The organism is Dawidia cretensis, from assembly GCF_018598175.1.
Lineage (GTDB): Bacteria > Bacteroidota > Bacteroidia > Cytophagales > Cyclobacteriaceae > Ohtaekwangia > Ohtaekwangia cretensis.
Genome location: NZ_JAHESE010000028.1, coordinates 17,232 through 38,115, shown reverse-complemented (window position 1 = coordinate 38,115; position 20,884 = coordinate 17,232). Strand labels below are relative to the sequence as shown.

At 51.9% G+C, this 20,884-nt stretch carries 11 protein-coding genes; 1 reads left to right on the top strand and 10 read right to left on the bottom strand.

The window, feature by feature from the left end:
- Positions 1-17 precede the first annotated feature (17 nt).
- The 6 genes from KK062_RS22220 to KK062_RS22195 all read right to left on the bottom strand — a co-directional run bounded on the left by KK062_RS22220 (position 18) and on the right by KK062_RS22195 (position 11,547).
- Positions 18-3,011: a PA14 domain-containing protein gene (locus tag KK062_RS22220; RefSeq protein ID WP_254086557.1), complete on the bottom strand. Its 2,994-nt coding sequence runs from the start codon at positions 3,009-3,011 to the stop codon at positions 18-20.
- A 4-nt stretch (positions 3,012-3,015) separates the two neighbouring features.
- A complete protein-coding gene (locus KK062_RS22215) occupies positions 3,016-3,717 on the bottom strand; it encodes a DUF3823 domain-containing protein (protein ID WP_254086556.1) in 702 nt (233 codons plus the stop codon).
- Between the two features lie 5 nt (positions 3,718-3,722).
- A complete protein-coding gene (locus KK062_RS22210) occupies positions 3,723-5,594 on the bottom strand; it encodes a RagB/SusD family nutrient uptake outer membrane protein (protein ID WP_254086555.1) in 1,872 nt (623 codons plus the stop codon).
- A gap of 12 nt (positions 5,595-5,606) precedes the next feature.
- Positions 5,607-9,188, bottom strand: a complete 3,582-nt coding sequence (locus tag KK062_RS22205) for a TonB-dependent receptor (RefSeq protein ID WP_254086554.1) — start codon at positions 9,186-9,188, stop codon at positions 5,607-5,609.
- 163 nt (positions 9,189-9,351) lie between these two features.
- A complete protein-coding gene (locus KK062_RS22200; protein ID WP_254086553.1) occupies positions 9,352-10,410 on the bottom strand; it encodes a FecR family protein in 1,059 nt (352 codons plus the stop codon).
- 126 nt (positions 10,411-10,536) lie between these two features.
- The gene (locus KK062_RS22195) at positions 10,537-11,547 is read right to left on the bottom strand and encodes a bestrophin family protein (protein ID WP_254086552.1); all 1,011 of its coding nucleotides are present in this window, start codon (positions 11,545-11,547) and stop codon (positions 10,537-10,539) included.
- A 311-nt stretch (positions 11,548-11,858) separates the two neighbouring features.
- Between KK062_RS22195 and KK062_RS22190 the strand changes: the two genes are divergently transcribed.
- Positions 11,859-13,088, top strand: coding sequence for a zinc metalloprotease (locus KK062_RS22190; protein WP_254086551.1), 1,230 nt, complete (start codon positions 11,859-11,861; stop codon positions 13,086-13,088).
- Between the two features lie 56 nt (positions 13,089-13,144).
- On the opposite strand, the gene KK062_RS22185 is transcribed toward KK062_RS22190, so the two are convergent.
- The 4 genes from KK062_RS22185 to KK062_RS22170 all read right to left on the bottom strand — a co-directional run bounded on the left by KK062_RS22185 (position 13,145) and on the right by KK062_RS22170 (position 20,826).
- Positions 13,145-14,818, bottom strand: a complete 1,674-nt coding sequence (locus KK062_RS22185; protein ID WP_254086550.1) for an arylsulfatase — start codon at positions 14,816-14,818, stop codon at positions 13,145-13,147.
- 258 nt (positions 14,819-15,076) lie between these two features.
- Positions 15,077-16,147, bottom strand: coding sequence for a cellulase family glycosylhydrolase (locus KK062_RS22180; RefSeq protein WP_254086549.1), 1,071 nt, complete (start codon positions 16,145-16,147; stop codon positions 15,077-15,079).
- Between the two features lie 76 nt (positions 16,148-16,223).
- Positions 16,224-17,702 carry a RagB/SusD family nutrient uptake outer membrane protein gene (locus KK062_RS22175; protein ID WP_254086548.1) on the bottom strand — a complete coding sequence of 493 codons (1,479 nt, stop codon included), beginning with the start codon at positions 17,700-17,702 and terminating at the stop codon, positions 16,224-16,226.
- 13 nt (positions 17,703-17,715) lie between these two features.
- The gene (locus tag KK062_RS22170) at positions 17,716-20,826 is read right to left on the bottom strand and encodes a SusC/RagA family TonB-linked outer membrane protein (RefSeq protein ID WP_254086547.1); all 3,111 of its coding nucleotides are present in this window, start codon (positions 20,824-20,826) and stop codon (positions 17,716-17,718) included.
- Between the last annotated feature and the right edge of the window lie 58 nt (positions 20,827-20,884).

Genomic DNA, 20,884 nt, shown 5'->3' with positions numbered 1-20,884 from the left:
TGGTGAATAGGGTTGGTTTATTGCCTGATAAATTTAAACGCGTGATAGCGCCCCTTCCAAAAGAACCGTATGACATAGACCCCGGCGTTTAGTCGTTCGGTGTCAATCGATCTGGCATAAGAAGTCACTACTTTTTGACCCACGGCGTTGTGCACGTATATCATGACCGGGCGATCGATCCCCTTTATATGCAGTACGTGGTGTGCCGGATTGGGATATACGAAAAGCGAAGCGCCATGCTCTGAACCGACGCCCGTGATAACCTCCTCCTCCAGGGGGAAAAGTTGGGATTGTGGGACAATTTGGCGGGCTTGCGAGGGACTCGACCACTCCAAATGGCATTCCGCCCCACCCCCGCTTTCAAAATACTCGACCTTGATTGTGTATTTTTCTTCAGCCTCCAACTCGATCTCTCCGGAGTAGGTTACACCCCAGTCATCGATCCACTTGTCAATCACGAGCTGATCATTGATCCATACCCTACGGCCATTGTCGCTCGTGACGTAGAAGGTATACTTTTCCGTAAAGTGGGGTTGAATAAAACCCTCCCAGCGAATAGAGTATGAATCGTTCGCAACACCGTTCATGGGCGAACCTTCGCCCCAATAGAAGCTGACAATCGGATCAACGCGTGTACCGACGGGTGTTTGAAAATTCACGCCGTTGAAATAATTCCCCGTCAAGCCGGTTCCGTCGCCTGCCACGATATCAGCCTGTCTTGAAAAAAGCTGTGACGTTGGAACAATCTCACGCGGCTGTAGCCCGCTGGACCATTCGAATTTGATATTCGCGCCGCCGTTCTCTTCAAAGTACTCGATCGTGATACTATATTTTTCACCTGCATTAAGTGCGATCTCTCCGGAGTACGTAACGTCCCAGTCATTGATCCACTTATCAATCACCAGTTGGTCGTTGATCCAAAGTCGCCGGCCATTGTCGCTCGTTATATAGAATGTATAGTTGCCGGTAAAGTGCGGTTGAATATAACCGGTCCAGCGAATGGAGTTTTGATCTTTATTGACACCCGTCATCGGCGAAGCATCGCCCCAGTTAAAATTAATGGTGGGATCGACGCGGGTGCCGATCGGCGTTTCAAAATTCGTTCCATTAAAATAGTTGCCCACGAGACCATCACCTTTTCCGGTCAGGCCTCTGAGTTTTAATGACGTTATCTTGTTATCCCAATCAGCTGGAATCAGACAACTGGTATCGGACTTCAGAATGATAGCGTTGCCGGTGAAATTATCGCCATCGAACAACTCCACTTCGTACAGGGGAGAAAGTTTCAACGCGGAGATGGCATTGTTCGGAATGCCTTTTTCCTGTAGTTGCGCGGCGGTGTAATTCCCCACGGGTAACGCCGCTTCACTTCCCGCATAGTCGCAGTCGGTGTACACGGTCGCCACGGCATCACCCAGGGGATCAACGGTAAGACCGTTTGATTCGCGCAGAAGCTGAAAGAGATGATCGGGCCGAACGACGATGTAGTTTGAATTGAGTGAATTCATAACGTTCTTAAAATTACTGGGCTTTACATCGGTCCAGGGTTGCGCCTGAATGATTACGAACCTGGGCTCTGTCCCGCTCCAGCCAATAGAGGCGGACGCAATGTGATCTTTCATGGCTTGCTCGCCGGTGCAATAATTACACGAGAGTGGCTTACCCGGCAAACTGTCATTATAGATACTGAGCGGACCGCCGGTATTCTGCGCGGTTACGCCCAGCAAGGACGGTGCGAAATCGGCATACGTCTCGCCCACGCTTTGATCAATGCCCCCATTAATACCATTCCACACGGTGATGACCCGGAACCCGGCACGTTGGTTGTATTCTTCCGTTTTAGCGACAAACTGGTTCAGCATATTTTGATCCGGCCAGTCGTTGGGATATGTATATCCCCACCCGGAAGGTCCCGAAATAAGATTATCATTTGGCGTCGCCGATTGATGGTAGAAATTCAAGGCGCCGGGCATGGCATCCACCATCGCCGGCGATAACGTCCACCCTATGGGAACGGCACCCCGATCGGGATTGTTCCACAGCTTTCGCATGAGATGCTCCACATACTGCAGGTTATCGCCGTCACTGAGAATAAACGCCACGTAAATTTTATTTTGCAGCCTGGGTTTCGGGGGGATGGGTTTTACCTGTATGGTGCGCGGCATGCCGCTGTGCACAGTTAAGTTTGCACAGAAGTCGCTCGCTACGGTGGAAATGCCATAGACAGATGCCCGCTCTATGCCCGGGCCTTCTTCCGGCCACCAGCCCATATAGCACGAACCCGGCGCCATGGAAGACAAGAAGCTATTCAGCAGCGTACTTTCCCCGGCGTTGTTCGGATCGAGCCACACGACAGCAGCGCCCAGGGCCGTAGCATATTCGCGCAGGGAGCCTTGATGCACTTCGGGATTTAATCCGATTAATACGCGGTGGTCCAGGGTGGGCCAATAGTCGTCCAGTAGGGTTTGATACACATCCAACTTACTGGTAAACTGGCCGCGCAGATCTTGCAACACCGGCAAATTATAGGGAGCCGAGGATAATCGTGACAACAACGCGGGGGAGGCGATGATCGCGTTCCTATCCTTTGCCAACATCGTGGCCAGGTTAACAGTGTGGATTTGTGCCGGATCGTAGACAATCAGTCCGGAGATCTCGGTGCGATACTTCGTAATCAATTCCCAGGGATCTGCGTGTTCCACCCAGTTCAGTCCCAGAGACTGCAGCCAGGTATGCGGCCCTTCCGCAAAGGCATCGCCATCGTAGACAAAGATTCGGGGCTGCGTCAGGTTGACAATACCTTTTAAGGACGAAAACAGGTAACGCTCATCGGCCGGATTATTTTGCAGATAGAATAAATCCTGTGTCGGCGCCGGGGCAGGAAACGAGGGTAACAGTTGATCGGCGGGCCAGGTTAGTTGCGCCTGCACCTGCCCGGCCAGCAGCTGAAGGAGCAAAGAACAGAGCGCCAACGTACCCCAACGAAATGATTTGATTTTTTTGTACATCATTATATTAGAAATCGATTTTTTGAATTTCTGAATAGATTAAATAATCCACCCCTGCCAACTTAATTCCAACGCGCGCGTACACGTACGATTGTGCAGGCGTCATATCCGGAATTTGGGTGGTTAAGAGGATAGCATTGGGATCTGCAATATCCCCACCGTTGAGCGACGCTTCTCCAATCTTCATATCGGCGCTCACCAAATTGCCTTTGTTGATATACAGCGTTACCCGTTCAACATCTTTTTGATTGGCGTCCGTGATGACTTTTTCAATGCCAAAAGTAGCGTTGACTGTGTTCTCTGAATTTGTAATGGAAGCATTTTTTACCAGATAATACGGTATGACATCGATGTCGACTTTTTTATTACCGCGTATTTCCACCAGGATGGTATCGGAGTTGGTTTGATCATTGTGCGGTGCCATAAAGGGAACGGAATTGCGACGAATGAACAGTTTGTAATCGCCGTTAAAAAGCAACGCGGAAAAAGCGCCGTTCTGATTCACGTGCACGTCAATTTTGTTTTTCTTCTCCCAGCCGGGTTCCCATAATTCCATGTACACATTGCGCGCGTCCAGGTTCAGGGGAGTGCCCTGATAGACGAGCTGACCCTCTAATTTCGATTCCGGGGCGTCGTAATTATCAAACGCGCACGAGCCCAGGATTAAAACCGCTATGGATAGTACACTATATATTCTTATCATTTTCATAGAAGCTAGGGATTTTGAACAAGTTTAGGATTACGGCTTAAGATGTCACTGTTGATTTCGGAGTAATAGTTCCGCAACCGGAATCGATCAACGCCAATGGCCTTGCCCGGAATTACGACTTTAAAGATCCACTTACCGTCGTTGGCATTGCCCGGATCATACACTTTATACGGCCACAGACCATAGGGCTTTGTGCTGGATTCGTCTGCCTTGCCCGGGTTTGTCGTCAATCCTATGTTTTGACCATCCCAGACTTTATGCGCCAGACGCCAACGTTTCAGATCCCACAACTGATGTCCTTCAAAGGCCAACTCTACTTTACGTTCGTGCACAATACGATCGAAGGTTATTTCGCCCGGTGCCAAATCGATCGTAAAACCAGCCCGTTGTCTGACTTCGTTCATATACCCGGCGGCCACTTCGGGCTGTCCCAGCTCGAACGCAGCTTCTGCGGCATTCAGCAATACTTCGGCATACCGATAACGAACCCACCACACGGCGCTGCCAATGCCGCGTTGACCCGATCCGATGGATGGATCCAAAAATTTACGGACGTAGTAGCCTGTCTGCGCGCTTTTCTCCACCTGATCGATCGGGCCATTCTTACCAACGACCTGTTCTGCCACGCTTTGTCCGGGCAACGTAGCCTGGCCACCCAGCGCACCGGAGGTGATAATAGTATTATCGGCCAACATATACCCCGCCCAGATGTCAACCGTGCGCCCTTTAAACTGCGTGCCGGGCAGCATGACGGTCGCCCACAGGCGGGCATCACGATCTTCATATAGATCGGTTATGTTATCGTAGTAGACGTAGTTGCCGGGCGTACCGATCGCCAGCGGTGCAAATGTGTTATCCAGTTTTTCAAAAGATTGCACGAGGTTGAGCGTCGGGTTTAACCAACCGGAATCGCCGGGCTCTTCGGTTTGATCGATGGGTTGATTGTTGGTGGTAAAACCATGCGCTTTGTCTTTCAGCTTAAAATCCTCGACAAAAATTACTTCCGTATTATTAGATTTATCCAGGAAGAGGTTCACGAAATTTTCGCGAAGGTCGGTGTTCTTTTTGTAGAGTGAATACCAGCCCGTGCCAATCAATTCCTGCGCTGCCGCCAGGGCTTTTTCATAATACCCATTTGCCATGCCGGTGGGAATTCCCGCTTCGCCGCCTGCGGTTGTTTCCGACGGTGTCGTCACGCCATATTTGGCAATAGACGCCGCATATAGCGCGGCCCGGGCTTTCATGGCTAATACAAGACCCTTTGTTGCGCGGGAGTATATTCTACCGCCGCCGACATTTGGATCAACCAATTTATCTTTCACGTCATCCAGCTCGCTGATGACAAAGTCATACACATCAGACTCTTTCGCGCGGGGAAATTGCAGGGAGGTAGGGTCACCGGAATAGTCATAGGTGAGTGGCTCTAATATCAACGGTACACCGCCCATACGCTTCACCTCTTCAAAATACACTGCGGCACGCAGCACACGCGCTTCTGCTAAAAAGGTTTGCCGATCTTCTTCGGTCAGTGCGGTAGCGTCGGTGCAGCGTTTAATAAAACTGTTGAGCGCACGGATATAGCTATAATCCCAATAGCCCCAATCGCCAAAACCCCAATCATTATTCTGATGCCGGCCATAATCGCGGCTGGCAAAGGCCTCATCAAAATTGGCGAACTCTCCCCAATTCTCGATCGTCTGATAGTCCGGGAATCGATTGTATAAATCACCTAATGCCAATACCACCAGGTCACGATTCTTCCAAACCTCTTCATCGTTTAACAGATCGTTCGGTTGTTTGTTGAGAAATGCCTCGTCGTTACACGACCAGCTTACCAGCAATACCAGGGCCGAAGTCAGTATAAATATCTTTTTCATAATCAGATGCCGTTAGAATGATACGTTAACACCAATATTAACCAGCTTGTGTTGTGGATACTGCAGTCCGTTTTCATTGGCCACCTCAGGTTCCATACCATATTTGCCCACATTGTCAATAGAGAACAAATTGAACGTATTGACATATACCCGGGCTCTTTTCAATTTTACTTTCTCCAACAAGGTCTTGGGCAGGGAGTAACCCACCTCCATGGTGCGCAGTCGTAAGTACCGGACGTTGGTCACCCAAAAATCGGAGATCCGATAATTACTGTGGTCGCCGTTGGCATACCGCATCGTAGGGTATTTGCCGGGGATCCAGCGGCTGTTCGGATCATAGGGGTCTTCGCGGCGCCAGTGGTCTTCATACAGTTCCTGTAACAAATTGCCGCCATTCTGGAAGGGCACGGCCATCTCCCAACGCCGGACGTTCGAGAACATTGAACCACCGGAGAAGTCCGCACGGAAATCAAAATTCTTCCAGTTGAGTGTGATAAACAGGCCGTAATTGACCGTGGGGTTATTCGTACGGGAGTAGCCGATCGGCCGCTCGTCATAACCATTGATCACACCGTCGGTGTTGATATCCTTGTAGATCAAGTCACCCGGCAACAAGGTTTTATTACCCTGTCCGTCAATATCGACCGGATAACTCGCGATCTGTTCTTGTGAGGTAAACTGACCGATAGCATCGAGGCCCCAGAGAGCATCCGCCCACCGATTGGTCGCGGCGCCGGTGTTTCTATAATGATCCCAGGAATTGCCCCAGTTTAATTCAGGTTTATAGCCGGTTAGTTGTTTTAAGCGCGAGTACGAAACATTTCCACCGACGGAGAAACTAACACCGCGAACAATACCCGAATATGCCAACGATGCCTCGCCGCCGACATACGCATCGCTTCGTAAATTCTCGGGCGCCAAGTCATACCCCAGCTCACGCGGCATCAACACATCTTCCTTCCGTTGAAACAACCCCGTGCGTTTACGATAGAAGTAATCTAACGCACCCGTTATTTTTCCATTTAAAAGTCCATAGTCGATACCGACATCCGTCATGCGACTTTCTAACCAGGAGATGTTGGTGATCGGTCGTCCGTCGCCCTGAACATCGTAGGCCGTTTTAACAGTCGTTGAATTGATAACCTGGCCACCGGTTCTGATCATGTCCAGAATGGCCGTGGACGCAGGATAGCGATAGCCGGAAAGATAATCGAACGAGCCAATGGGAATATTGTCATCCCCTAACAGTCCATGCGATGCTCTTATTTTGACCTCACTCAGTGTATTGGATAGCGGCGTAAAATTTTTATAGAACGCTTCTTCACTGATGCGCCATCCGGCCGAAACAGCGGGGAATACGCCCCAGCGTTTACCCGGCGCAAATTTCCACGACGCATCGCGTCTGCCGGCTACTTCCAGAAGATACTTTCCCTGATAGTCATACGACAGGCGGCCGACGTAACCAATGCGAGCCTCTTCATAATCGATATCATTGTAGGTATCCATATCGTTAAACAACAGAATCGGCAATTCATTGGTCTTGGGCACCGAATGGACCCATGTTTCTAAATTGCGTCTGTTAATGCGCTCGGCCACAAAAGTCGCTGACAGTGTATGGCTACCGTTGAAGGTGTGATTATAATCCAGCTGGCCCTGTACGACCGTCTCGAGTACCTTTCGTGTGCCCCGCTCCCGCCAGGGGTTGGTACTCCCGCCGGTGCGGGCATACGTATCGGTTGCCTCCTCGTACGTATAGGTGTCGTACGTATATTCGTGGCCATTCATCAGGCGATCGGCATAATAATACGAATAAACACCCTTCGCTTTTAGCCCTTTGATGGGTGTTTCATACTCGCCGGTGAAATTGAGCTGTAGTACCCGCCAATCTTCTGTCCAATACCCCGCGTCCTTTTTATTCAACCAGGCAAAATTGGTCTCGTCGTTCTGAATGTGATTGGGATAGTCGGGGTTATCATTGGCAAAGGGACGTTCGAAAGGTCGATTGCGGAACAAGGCAAAACGCGGTAACCAATAATCATCTTCCCCCGGAATGCCGGGCTGATCGCGGGTCTCGATACGCCCGTTGATTTGGGTGCTGAGCTTAAACCGGTTCGTAATTTGCGCGCCAATGTTGGTTTGAATGTTGGTACGCTCGAATGTATATTCTCTGCCTAATACAGAAGATTGTTTTACCCGCCCGAGTGAAAAGTAATAATTGATCTTATCCGAGCCACCCGTGGCGCTCATCGTAACAGAAGATTGGGGCGCATTCCCTTTAATAATATACTTATACCAATCAAAGCTCCGGTATCCCTTCTCCGTGCCGGCCTGCCATTTGCTCAATTCTTCGCGGGACATAATATCAGCCGCGGGCTTTCCATCATTCACATCGGCTTCTACTTTGGCCGTGTACCAATCCCCCGCGTTGACCGTTTCCGGAAAGCGCGTCCAGTTCTGCCACCCCGTGTAGGCATCCACACTAAAGGTATTGCCACTGCCTGTTTTTCCTTTTTTGGTCGTAACAATGACAACGCCGTTGGCGGCCCGTGATCCATAGACCGAAGCCGAAGCGTCTTTTAAAATCGTCAGACTCTCGATGTCGTTGGGGGAAATGTTATTGAATTGTCCTTCATCTTTTTGAATGCCATCGATGACAAACAACGGACTGCCCATGTTACGAATCTGAATCGACGCGCTCGATCCGGGACGTCCATCTACCTGTCGGAAGGACAAACCCGGAAGTTTACCCGCCAGCATCGAACTGGTCGTGACGGCGTGTACACTTTCCAGATCTTTGCTGGTCACAGCAGATACCGACCCGGTCACTGTCTCCCGCTTTTGCGTGCCGTAGCCAATCACTAAAATCTCCTCCAGAGACGATACATCCGGAGTCATGGTAAGATCGATAACCGTTTTATTATTGACCGTTACTTCCTGACGCGCATAACCAATAAACGAAAACACCAAAATGCCAGTCGCCGCAAACTCATCCGGAATACGCAACGTGTAGTTACCATCCTGGTCTGTAACGGTACCCACGGTAGTACCTTTTATCAGCACACTGACACCGGGAAGAGGGTCACTATTCTCCGCGAAAACCTGGCCCGATACGGTTAATTCATACCGAACAAAATTATCAATCGTAGTCTCAGCAGTGTTGTCTGCTTCGCCCGCCGCCACAAGCGTAAGGGTGCCGGACGATGTTTGTAATACCAGTTCTGCTCGTTTCTTCTTCAGAATGATTTGATCACCCTTAATTTTAAAATCGACTTCGATACCCTTCAGTAACGCGGAGACAGCGACCCGTATGGGAACATTCACAAGCCTGGCGGTGATCTTTTTAGAATCATCAATCAGGCGATGGTTGTAGAAAAAGCGATAGGGTGTTTTATTTTCCAGCAGGGTGATAGCCTCTTTCAAGGCGGTCTGATCAAAGGATACCGTAATGCGTTCGCTTTTATGCACGGTATCGGCTGCCTGTAGCTGAAAAAGACTGAGAGAAGCAATTAAAAAGGCCACCATACGTGTAATTACTTGAATGCCTGTGTATTGCCAATAGGGCTCGGGACTTTCATTCCGTAAAGTTTTTTTCATAACTTCGAAAGTTGATTAGTAAGATTCCATTTTTATTAATCTGGCGAGGTGTCACCTGGTGGCACCTCACGTAAGGTCGGAGGGTGCTCGAACACCTTCCGATTCTTTTTTAGGTATGTTTCTTTCTTCGTTATAGCATCCGGTGAGTGTTGGTTGTTTGGTATCAGTTACACAGTTTTCCGAGTATAAGAACTTTCGCGCCGTCGATTCTATAGTCAATGCCTTCAGCATCCTTAAACAGCTCGAGGACTTGTTCTAACGTTTTGTTGTCGACTTTGGCAGAAAAGTGGCAGTTCAATGATGCGTGATCTTCCACTTCGATGGTGACATTAAACCAACGCTCCAGCTCATTTACAATGTCGGACAACGGGCGATCATCAAATAATAGCTGGCCGTCCCGCCAGGAGGTATAGTCGGCAGCTTCGTCTTTATGTTCCAGAAAAAGTATTTTAGATTCTTTCTCAAAAACCGCTTGCTGATTCGGCATCAGGGTAAGCTTTGCCGAATCCACGGAAGATTCTATCGTAACTTTTCCCTTGATGAGTGTGGTTTGAATCGTTCTATCTTTTCCGTACGATTTGACGTTGAACGATGTGCCCAGCACCTTAATGCGGATGTCGGAGGTGTGAACAATAAAAGGCTTTTGTTTATTCTCGGCGACGTCGAAATAGGCTTCGCCTTCCAGCTGCACTTCGCGTGTTTCTTCCCCGCGGAAACTTTTAGGATAGGTTAACCGGCTCTCGGCATTCAACCATATTTTTGTTCCGTCGTCCAGGGTGACGAACGTGCGATGGCCCCGGGCCGTGACTTGTTTTTGAACTGTCGGATTTAAGAAATAGAGTGCGGTCGCGAGCATAACAAGCGTAACCGCCGCCGCGGCATACCAATACCGCCGGAATGCGCTCACCCTGACGTCACCTTTTTGTGGAAGATCTAAAACCCCGGCAGGGGGTGTTTCCTGTATAGCATGACGCTCCGTTTGGTCGATTTCAGCATCGATCCTTTTCTTCAGGCTGGAGATACGTGATTGAAAAACGTCGCTTTCACGAAAATGAAATAGCAACAAAAACTGCCGTGCTTCCTGCACCTCGGCTTGCTTGTACGGATGCTGCCGGATGAAATCCTCCCAAAATCTACTATTGGCCTCATCCGGCGACAATACCCATTGCTGGAAATGATCATCCTTAATAAAGTCGTCAGAAGAAAATTCGGAGTAGTTCATTTTAGCTAGCGTTCAATCGTTGTAACACTAGTAAAAGCGCGGTTCCCGTATTTTACCCCTTCGTGTATTAAGATTATTTTTGAGATTTACCGGGTCCTTGGCGCATCTACGAATAACCCTTGGCGCTTACAGCACAATGTTATGCACCGGTACCACCGGCGCCGGAAGCTGGGTATCATCGAGCATCTCTTTCAGGTCCGTCTCAATCATCCGGCTGATCTGGGTAATGGGTACATCGTTCGGGCTGCCTTCAAAAGGGTTGATAGAGCTATCACCCACCGCATCCAGGGTTACAAAGGCCCAGCCTACGATGGTCGTAAAGGGAATAATAAAATGAATGGTATAACCCTCGATCACAGTACCGTCGCCCAGGTGCGCGAATTCTTTTAGTAAACCGAAAGGCAGCAAGATCACAAATAAGTGCAGCAGGTAGGTGGTGATAGAGGAGAAGTTGCGCGGGTAGGGAAAATTCTTGATCCGTTCCGCCTTACCCTGCTGTTCATATAAGGCTGTAATGCTGGCCTGCAACTGCAGCTGTTGAAAGTCATTGAGCACCCCCTGTTGGTGCAGGGCCGCAATCGACTCAGACTGCAAGGCGAGCGTCTGCGAGGCACGATTCTTCTTGCCCAGCAAATACTGGAGCTCTTCCGGACTTAAAAACTCTTGCACAGTCGCTTCCAGCGGCTCGTTCCGTTCAGGAATGGAATAGGCGCCTTTCATATACTCTTTGTAGCGCACCTCGTCCATAATCTCCCACGGACGGGGATCGCGTAGCTGATACCGTAAAAACGTAAGCCACGCAAAGTGCCGGTTGAACAGCAGGCGTACAGACGGATTTGTTTTACCGCCCGCGAAGTCACGGGCTTTCACCGCAAAGGCCCGGCTGTCGTTGATGATCGCGCCGTAAATCTGCCGGGCTTCCCAGAGCCGATTGTAGCTGGCGTTGTTCTTAAAACCGACGATAAAGGCTACCGCAGTACCGAGCATCGCAACGGGCATCCACGAAATACCTATGAACGTCCAACCCGCGTAACAATAAAAAAGCGTGGGGACGACGGCGATGAAAAGGCATTTGTAGATGTCGCGACGACTCCACATCACAAATTCTTTTAAACTATAGCGTTTGCCAATATGCATGCGTTGGGGGATTGAGGTCTCAAAATAGCGATAATTAGGAAAATTCGAGGAACCATCGAGCGGACCGCCTCCTAGTGCCGTTTCAGGCGGGGCTGTATGCGAATAAACACCGGCTTGTCTCCGTCCTTTTAGAACGGGCTTATCTCGGACTATACTCGGACTCAACACGGAGAATACTCGGGGAATACCCCGCCTTTGGCCGCCATAGACAGGCCTGCCCAATTCACAAACCGTGCAAAAAAGGGGGAAAGCTTACCTCCGGGCCGGTCAGCGGATGAATTGGCGTACCTTTGCCGGAACCCTACCTGACTATGAGCGCGCGACTTTTCTTTACGCTCCTTCCCCCCTACGCCCTGGCGTGTGTGGCCCTGGGATTGGCTGCCGGTCCCCTCGTTCCCGAGAGTCCGATGGTACCCAATGCATTGGTATACTTTGGCATCTATGTGCTGGCACTCCGGCTCGCCCTCATCATACACGAAGCCGGCCACCTGGTGTTTGCCCGCATCGCGGGTGGCAAGCCTATGCGGCTGGTACTGGGCATGGGCGTTCATGAAGTATACCGCCGTCAGTTTTTCGGTGTAGCCTTCATCGTACACAAGAATTTCCGCGGCGGCTATGCGCACGCATCCTTTACCACCGGCAGTCACCTGAAACTTCGCTACGCACTCTACGTGGCAGGTGGTGTGCTGGGCAACCTGCTCGTAGCGGCGATATTTCGTGTACTATCAGGTCCGCCACTTTGGCCACACGAGACCTACTTTTACGTAGACCTTTCTTCCATCATCATTGTTACCAACGCACTCATCGCCATCTGGAGCTTAGTCCCCTTTATGACCAACGTACAAGGACGCCGTGTTCCCACCGACGGCCTGTATTTGTTAAAGCTGCCGTTTATTCCTCAAAAGGAGGTGAAGTTCAACGCCGATGCCGATGCGCTCTACGACATCCACCGTCTTACCGAAGCCAAAGAATATGCGCAGGCGCTAACGCTTCTCAAGGCCTACCTGGAGCTGCATCCCACAGAACACACGCAACAACTGACGCACGCGCACTTGCTCCTTAAAACAGGGCAGTTCGACGCAAGCCTGAAACTATCCCTGTCCTTACGCGACCACCTGCACGAGAAAGCCTTCAAGCCCTATACCGGCCTGCTCTACAATCTGCTGGCCTGGACCTACCTCGTCGTGGACGACATCGAGCAAGCCGACGTACACTCCGCACTGGCGGTACAAGCCATCCCCGGCGATGTAAACTTTCGCGGCACACGTGGCGCCGTGCTGGTAGAGAAAGGCAAGATCGGCGAAGGCGTACCTAACCTCCTCCAATCGATGGACTTTGAGTTCGTCAACAGCGCCACGCTTTCCGCCGCGATCTATATGTTGCTGGCATGCCACCGTAAAGGCGACCTGATTACACGCGACAAATACCGCGCATTTCTCGAAGCCAATTATACCAACCTCGACCTGGACGAAAAACATCTGTTCGACCGCATGCTTATGCGCACAGGATTAACGCTGCAAGCAGCAACATCGGGTACATAAAAAAGGAGACGGACGTTGGCACATCCCTCTCCCCTTACCCTATCAAGCTCTACCTCCTACTTTGGTTTCGGATACACTTGATGCGTTCGCGCCCATTGTTGCCATTGGGCCGCAAGCTCTTGCACCTTGGCCGGCTGTTGTGCCGCCAGGTCATTCAATTCCGTTTGATCTTCTTTAATCTTGTACAAGTGCCACGTAGTATCGCGCGCCGTTGACACCAGCTTCCAATCACCGTTGCGCACGTAGCGCGCGTTGAAGTGCTCATTATACAATGTACGGTCAGTCTTCTCCGTGCCCTGTGTCAGCGCCGTGAGCAGGCTGGTGCCTTGCATCGGGGTGATCGTGCGGTTGTCGTATTGCGCCGGATACTCTGCTTTTGCCAGTTGTAGAAAAGTCGGCATGAAGTCCGTCAGGTGAGCCACCGTTTTATTGAACTTACCTTTTTGCGCAGCAGAAATACCTTTCGGCCAGAAAGCAATCATCGGCGTACGTACACCTCCCTCGTAAGATTCAGCCTTCGCATACTGATACGGCGTGTTGGCCACATTCGCCCACACCGGACCGATCGACGCAAATGTCGTTTCCGGACCCGGCAACACTTCCTTCTTCAACGGGTACACAATGGTCTCCCCGGTACGTGTCTGCCCCGGGCGATCAAAACCCGGACCATAACGCTCACAGATCTCCGGGCTGGCGCCGTTATCGCTCAGGAACAAAATGATGGTATTGTCGAGTTGATGGGTCTCGCGCAGTGCCGTTAGAATACGGCCGATGCCCTGGTCCATACGATCCACCATCGCAGCGTGCACCGCCATGGCGTGTGCGTCCCACTTCTGGTTGGGATTATCCTCCCACCGCTGTTTGTCCTTTGTCATACGCGGTGACAATGGCGCAGTCTTGGGATCGATCAAACCAAGGTTGACCATGCGCTTATACCGCGCGTCCCGAATGGCATCCCATCCGGCGGTGTATGTATTCTCATACTTACGAATATCTTCCGGCAACGCGTGCAATGGCCAATGCGGTGCGGTATGCGCCAGGTATATAAAGAAAGGATCTTTTCCTTTTTCATAGGACCGGATATAGCTCGCGACCGTATCGTTGAGCGCATCCGTATGATAATAATTTTTCGGTACCGACTCGACCGGTGTGGTACCATGTACTAAACTGAAAGGATCGAAGAAGTCAACAACACCGAAGATGTTGCCATAATATTTTTCAAAGCCCCGGTTAGTAGGATATTGTTCGATTGGCGAAAACAGCGGATGGCTCTCCTGGTGGTTCAGCCACCGGTTCTGCGCTTCTTTCGTAGGCTGCTCAATGGTATTCGACACATGCCACTTACCCGCCATAGCCGTACGATAGCCCCCACGTTTGAGTGCTTCCGCCACCGTAATAGTATTCTCGGTAATATACCCACGGTAGCCCGGCGCATGACGATCGGTCGTCATTTCGCCAATACCCGCCTGATGGTTCGAAATCCCCGTCAGCAACGCCGCGCGCGAAGGGCAACAACGCGAAGTATTATAGAACGATGTAAAGCGAACGCCGTTCTGCGCCAGATAATCGAGGTTAGGAGTTTGAATCTCGCCGCCGTAGCAGCCGAGGTCAGAGTAGCCTAAATCATCGGCCAGGATAAGAATGATGTTCGGGCGGTCGTCTGTTTTGGTGGCAGCGTTGTTGGTAGTTTGTACGTTGGAGCAGCCGCTAAGAAGGGCGACTGACAACATTAGACAAGTGAGTTTTTTATACTTCATTTTCCTATGTTGGAATTATTTTACATTGTGCCAGATCAACTTTCTCCCAGGTTTCCCGGCAGTCTAAGACTGTCGGCAGTTGGAGTCACACGTTCCGCGCTGCGCGCCTAAACTTGCGCCAGATGCCGACAAAAACAGTGTGCGCGCGAGAGCGAAGAAAAACAGTGCGCTCGTGTTCGCTCTCGCGCGCACGCTCACACTGTCCTGCCCCTTGGGCATCTTAACCAAACCTTATTTCTTTTTGCTCTTCGCGTTAACAGCCTTGATCACTTGTATCTCCGAAGGGCTGTACGGCGTCCCATCCTTCCGCAGAATATCATGGAACCAGAGCTCCGGCTCATTGCCCGACGGAATCGGCGTATCCCACGCAAAAATCGTATTTGTCTTACCCGAGATAAAACCCCAGTTAATGGCACCGACATTCTTCTCTTTCAACATCGGCATAATCACCTGGAAGAGGCTGCCATTGCGGCGCGCCATATACTCTGTGCAAATCAACGGCCGGCCGTTTTTCTTCAGATCGTCAATCAAGGCAGCATGTTTTTCGATATAGCCATACTGGTGATATGTAATCACATCCGAGTTTTGCAGTTGAAACTCATTCAGCTCTGCAAACTTCGGGCCCCAGTTCCACACGCCGGCCGACAGCGGCTGCGACGGATTCACCGCACGTGCCCATGCAAATACGCTCTTCAGCAGCGGCAGGCTCTTTTCATGTTGTTGATTGTTGCCGGGTTCGTTATAAAGATCCCACAACAGAATGCGGTCGTCCTTCGCGAACGTCGTCAGAATGTCTTTTACATATTTCTCCAGCACCACCAGTGTGTCGGGGTGGGTATAGATCATCGTGCCGGGGTCGCGTACCCAGCCGGAGTTGTGCACGCCGGGCTTCGGCTCGGGTTGTTTGCCGGGCGCATAGGTATCGTTCCAGCAATCGTCGAAGAATACAAACATGGTTTTGATACCATGCTTGGACGAGATCGCCAGGTATTCATTCAGACGTTTTTTAAAACCTTCTTTATCGGTTGTCCACAGAATATGGTGCAGGAACACGCGCATGGTCGTGAAGCCCAAATCAGAGGCCCACTTCAGCTCGCGGTCGATGGCAACTTTGTCGAATGTTTCCTTCTGAAACATTTCGAGTTGGTTGATGGCCGAATTGGGTTGATAGTTACAGCCGCTGATCCAGCCTTGTTTGGCATACCAGTCATTGGCTTTTTGCGCGGTCCATTTTTTGTCCTGGGCCATTGCAGCAGCCACAGTAAATACAAGGGCGAGAACGAGAATTGTCTGTCTTTTCATGATGCTAATGGTTGTTTAATAAAGAAACCGGTACTACCAATATAGTACATTATTGGTAGTACCGGTTTCTGGTGTGTTATTGTGTTACTTCATAGCCCGGGTTCTGACCGCTGATCGGGTTGCTGTCGCGCTCGCTTTGCGGGAAAGGGAACAGCTTGTGTTTGTCGGTCGCGGCGGCTCCGCGGCCTTGCGCCGATAAAATAAACTTATCATGGCGCAGCAGGTCTTCGCGACGCTTCGCTTCCGATACAAACTCCCAGCCACGCTCGCGCAGGATGAAATTGCGCAGCGTCTCTTTGTCAACCGCTTCCGCCAGCGTGATGTCATCCAGCCCGGCGCGCGTACGCACCTCGTTGATCAGGTCGAGCGCGTCTTGCGAGGGACCATCGAGCTCGTTCATGGCTTCGGCGCGCGTCAGGAGTATGTCGGCATAGCGAATGACGGGAACATCGTTGCCGCTGTTGTTGCCCACCGTGGCGGGGTCGAAGTATTTCAGCGACCGGCAGTTGTCTGTCTGCGCGGCCAGATTCACCGTGGCGCCATCGGCATTGACAAAGGAGCGAAGGATCAACCGGGCGCGTACGTCCTTCGCAAAGTCAAACGTGTTGACGAAGGCCGAGCGCAGTCTGTACTGGGTAGCAAAGATCGCCATGGTATTTTTCCACACCCAATACGGGTTGTCAGGCGACGAACGGAAATTGTTTGGCATGGCGCCGGCTTGCCACCAGTTGCCGTAGCCGTCCACGTTGAGGCAGGGAATGACCATGATCATTTCGCGATTACCTTCGTTCTCTACGCGGAACATTGTTTCGAAATCATCGAACAGGTCATAGTATCCGAAGCCAATGACTTCTTGTGCGGCGTCAGCCGCCTTTTGCCACTGGCGTGTATTGAGATAAAACTTCGCCAGGATTGCCCAGGCCATGCCTTTGTTGGCCCGGCCGAAGGCCTGTTCCTTACCGGGATCCGGCAGGTCGGGAATGGCGGCCAGCAATTCCGCCTCGATAAAGCTTTGTATCTCTTCGTCGCTCGCGCGCGCCAGCTGCACCGACTCGCCCGGTGCGGGGCGCCAGTTGCGCAGCGGCACAGAGCCAAACAGACTGTACAGATGTGCGAAGGCATAGCCGCGCAGCATGTGACCCTCGGCAGCAAACAATGCCTTGTTCGCCTCGCTGGATTGGCTCCGCGGCAGCAGGTCGAGCAGCAAGTTCACGTTGCGGATGCTGCGGTAGAACGGTGCCCAGTTGTCGTCTTGCAGCGTGGCCAGTGTGGGGTCCCAGGTGAAATTGATCAGCTGCGCCATTTGCAGGTTTTCGCCGCCGTCGGTGTTGTAGGCGACATCGGTCGTTACTTCGCCGATCTGGATAAGCCAGCGCGACGGGGTGGACACCTGCACTTCGCGGTACGCCGAGAATAGCAGCGAGCGTATGCCGTTGTCGGTCAGCACATCTTCTTCTTTTAATTCACTGGGCGGATCTACGTCCAGCATGTCTTCGCAGCTCCACTGCAGCATTGCCAGCAGCGCGAACGTAAACGGGATTATATATTTTTTCATGACGGGTATACAATTAGAATTGAACATTCATGCCGAGCATATACGTGCGAACCATCGGGTAAGCGCTGTAGTCCACGCGTACTACATCGTCACCCAGCGAGTTGGCGGCCGGGTCGATACCGGTGTAGTCGGTAATGGTAAACAGGTTCTGACCCACCGCATAAAACTGCACATTGCGGATGGGCCCGTTGGCGATCGGCAGGTTATAGCTCAGGCGTACCGACTGCAGGCGCAGGTACGAAGCATCTTCCACGGTAGTCGAGTTGATCTGCACAGCCGTGCCTTGCGATGCAGGCCGCACAAACGACGGATATTCGTTCGACGCGTTTTCGGGAGTCCAGCGGTTCAGCAACGGTTCGGCCAGGCGGTTCCGGCGGAAGGCCGTGGGAAAGTACGTCTCGATCGTCGTAGCGTTCAGCACGCTGGCGCCGTGCGACCCTTCGAAGAAGGCCGACAGGGAGATGTTCTTATAGGTCCAGGTACTGGTCAGGCCATATGTAAAATCAGGAATGGAGCTCGCCAGCACAACGCGGTCGTCAGCCGTAATCTGCTTGTCAGCATTACGGTCGTAGTACTTCACGTCACCGGGCTGTATTGCCGCGGGCCAACCGGTACGGTCGTCGTTTTCCTGCCAGATGCCGACAACGCGGTATCCATAAAAAGCGCCGAGCGATTCGCCGGGGCGTACCACCGTCGGCGCCGGAATGGACGCTACACCACCGCGGAAGAACTGCTTCATGTCGCCGAGGCTCAGCACTTCGTTCTTAACGGTCGAAATATTACCGCCGATGTTCCAGGTAAAGCTTTCGCCGCGCACAGCGTCGGCCGAGAGGCCAAGTTCGATACCGCTGTTGCGCATGCTGCCTGCATTGACAAACTTCGAACCATAACCGGTGCTCAGCGGCTGCGGCATATCCAGCAGCAGGTCGGACGTTTTACGATTATAGTATTCTAATGAACCCGACAGGCGGTGATCAAAGAACGCGAAGTCCACGCCGATGTCGGCCTGCACAGACGACTCCCACTTCAGGTCCGGGTTGGGCAGACGCGCCGGATAGAACTGCGGTGCACGTGCCCCTCCGAAGACCGGCCCCTGGCTGTTGGCGCCATAGGTATTGAGAAACATATAGTTCGGAATAGCCTGGTTACCGACCGAACCCACGCTGGCGCGCAGCTTCAGCTCGTCGATAAAGCCTACACTGGCCAGGAAGGGCTCCTCCTGGATCTTCCAGGCCACAGCGCCCGAAGGGAAGTAAGCAAAGCGGTTATTCGGGCCGAAGCGCGACGAGCCGTCCGCACGGAACGAAGCCGTCACCAGGTAGCGGCCTTTGAACGTATAGTTCACGCGACCCAGGTACGAAGCCAGCACAGCCGACTGCCGGCCGCTACCGATCACGTTGCGTACCGCGTCACCCGTACCGATGGCGTCATAGCTAAGCTCCGGCGTCACGTAGCCACGGCCGTTGCCGTTGAATGTGTTGGAGCCGAAGTGCTCGTATGTGGTACCGAGTACAGCGTTAACGCTATGGTCGTCGGAAAGCTTCTTGTTGTAATTCAGCGTACCCTCTACCATATAGTAGTTTACGTCGCCATAATTTACCGAAGCAATGCCACCGTTGTTGGCCCCGAGGATGGTGGAAGGATCGATCCAGGCATTGCGGCGCGAAGTGCTTATGTCACCGGAAACTTTCACTTTCGCAGACAGCTCAGGCAGAACGAAATATTCGCCGTAGACCGTACCAAAGATGCGGTAAGAATCACTGTTGGCGGTCTGGCCATTCATGACGGCTACCGGATTATCGAGCTGAGGCGTCATAGACGATGCCCGGAAATAGGTGCCATCGGGATTGTATACCGGCACCGTCGGATCGTAGAAGAGCGCCGAGTAGAGCGCCGGTGCATTTTCGTTGATACCGACACCGACAGAGTTGAAGTCGTCATGGATATACGACGCCGCGAGGTTCATGCCGAACGCATATTTCTTTTCTATTGAGTTCTCGACGTTCAGTTTTGCCGAATAGCGTTTGGTGCCCGAGTTGGGAATCACACCCTCCTGGTCGAAGTATCCCAGCGAAGCATAGAATCGGGTGTTGTCCTTACCACCCGAAAGGCTCAGGTCGTGGCTTTGGATCGGCGCATTGCGATACAGCTCATCCTGCCAGTTGGTGTTCACAATTTCATCGGGCACACGGGCGGGGTTGTTCGGCGCACCGTCGTCGATGATGGCATTCAGCACGTCGCGGTACTCGGTACCACTGAGCATGTCGAGTTTCTTCGTGGCACGTTGTGTACCTACCTGCACATTATAGTTGACCTTCATCGCCCCGGAGGCACCACGCTTGGTGGTGATCAGCACGACGCCGTTAGAACCACGCGAGCCGTAGATGGCGGTAGCAGAAGCATCTTTCAGAATTTCGATCGACTCGATGTCTGCCGGGTTGATACCGTTCAGCGGGTTACGCGCATTCTGGTTGTTGGAGGCACCGGCCACACCGGGCGAGCCCACCGGCGAGATATTATTCACCGGCATGCCGTCGATAACATACAGCGGATCGTTGCCCGCACTGATCGAGCTGACACCGCGTATCTTCACGCTCATGGCACTACCGGGCTCACCGCTCTTCTGGTATACCTGCACGCCCGGCGCACGGCCTTGCAATACCTGACCTAACGAGATGTTCGCCCCGGGTGTAAGGTCGTCACTTTTTAACGATACCACCGAGCCGGTCACATCACCGCGTTTTACTGTGCCGTAGCCAATCACTACCATCTCTTGCAGGGTGGTAATGTCCGGGCTCATCGGTACATCGATCTGCGTTTGATTGGACACTACAATTTCCTCGGGGAAGTATCCTACAAACGAAAATATCAGGGTGGCACCCGCCGGCACCGACAACGTGTACTCACCGTTCGCGTCGGTGGTGGTACCATTGGGCGTTCCTTTGACAAGAACGTTCACCCCCGGTAAGGACGTGCCGTCTACCAGCTCGGTCACTTTACCTTTAATGGTCACTTCCTGCTGTGCGGCGACCGGAATAGCCAGCACAGCGAGCAGGAACAGGAGCAAAAGGCTGCCCAGGTTCCTGTGAATTTCATAAGAATAGACACGTAGTGTTTTCTCCATAGCTTTGCATTTAGTTCAACATATCAGGTTTGGTTAGCTGACGCGTCAAAGCTAGGAG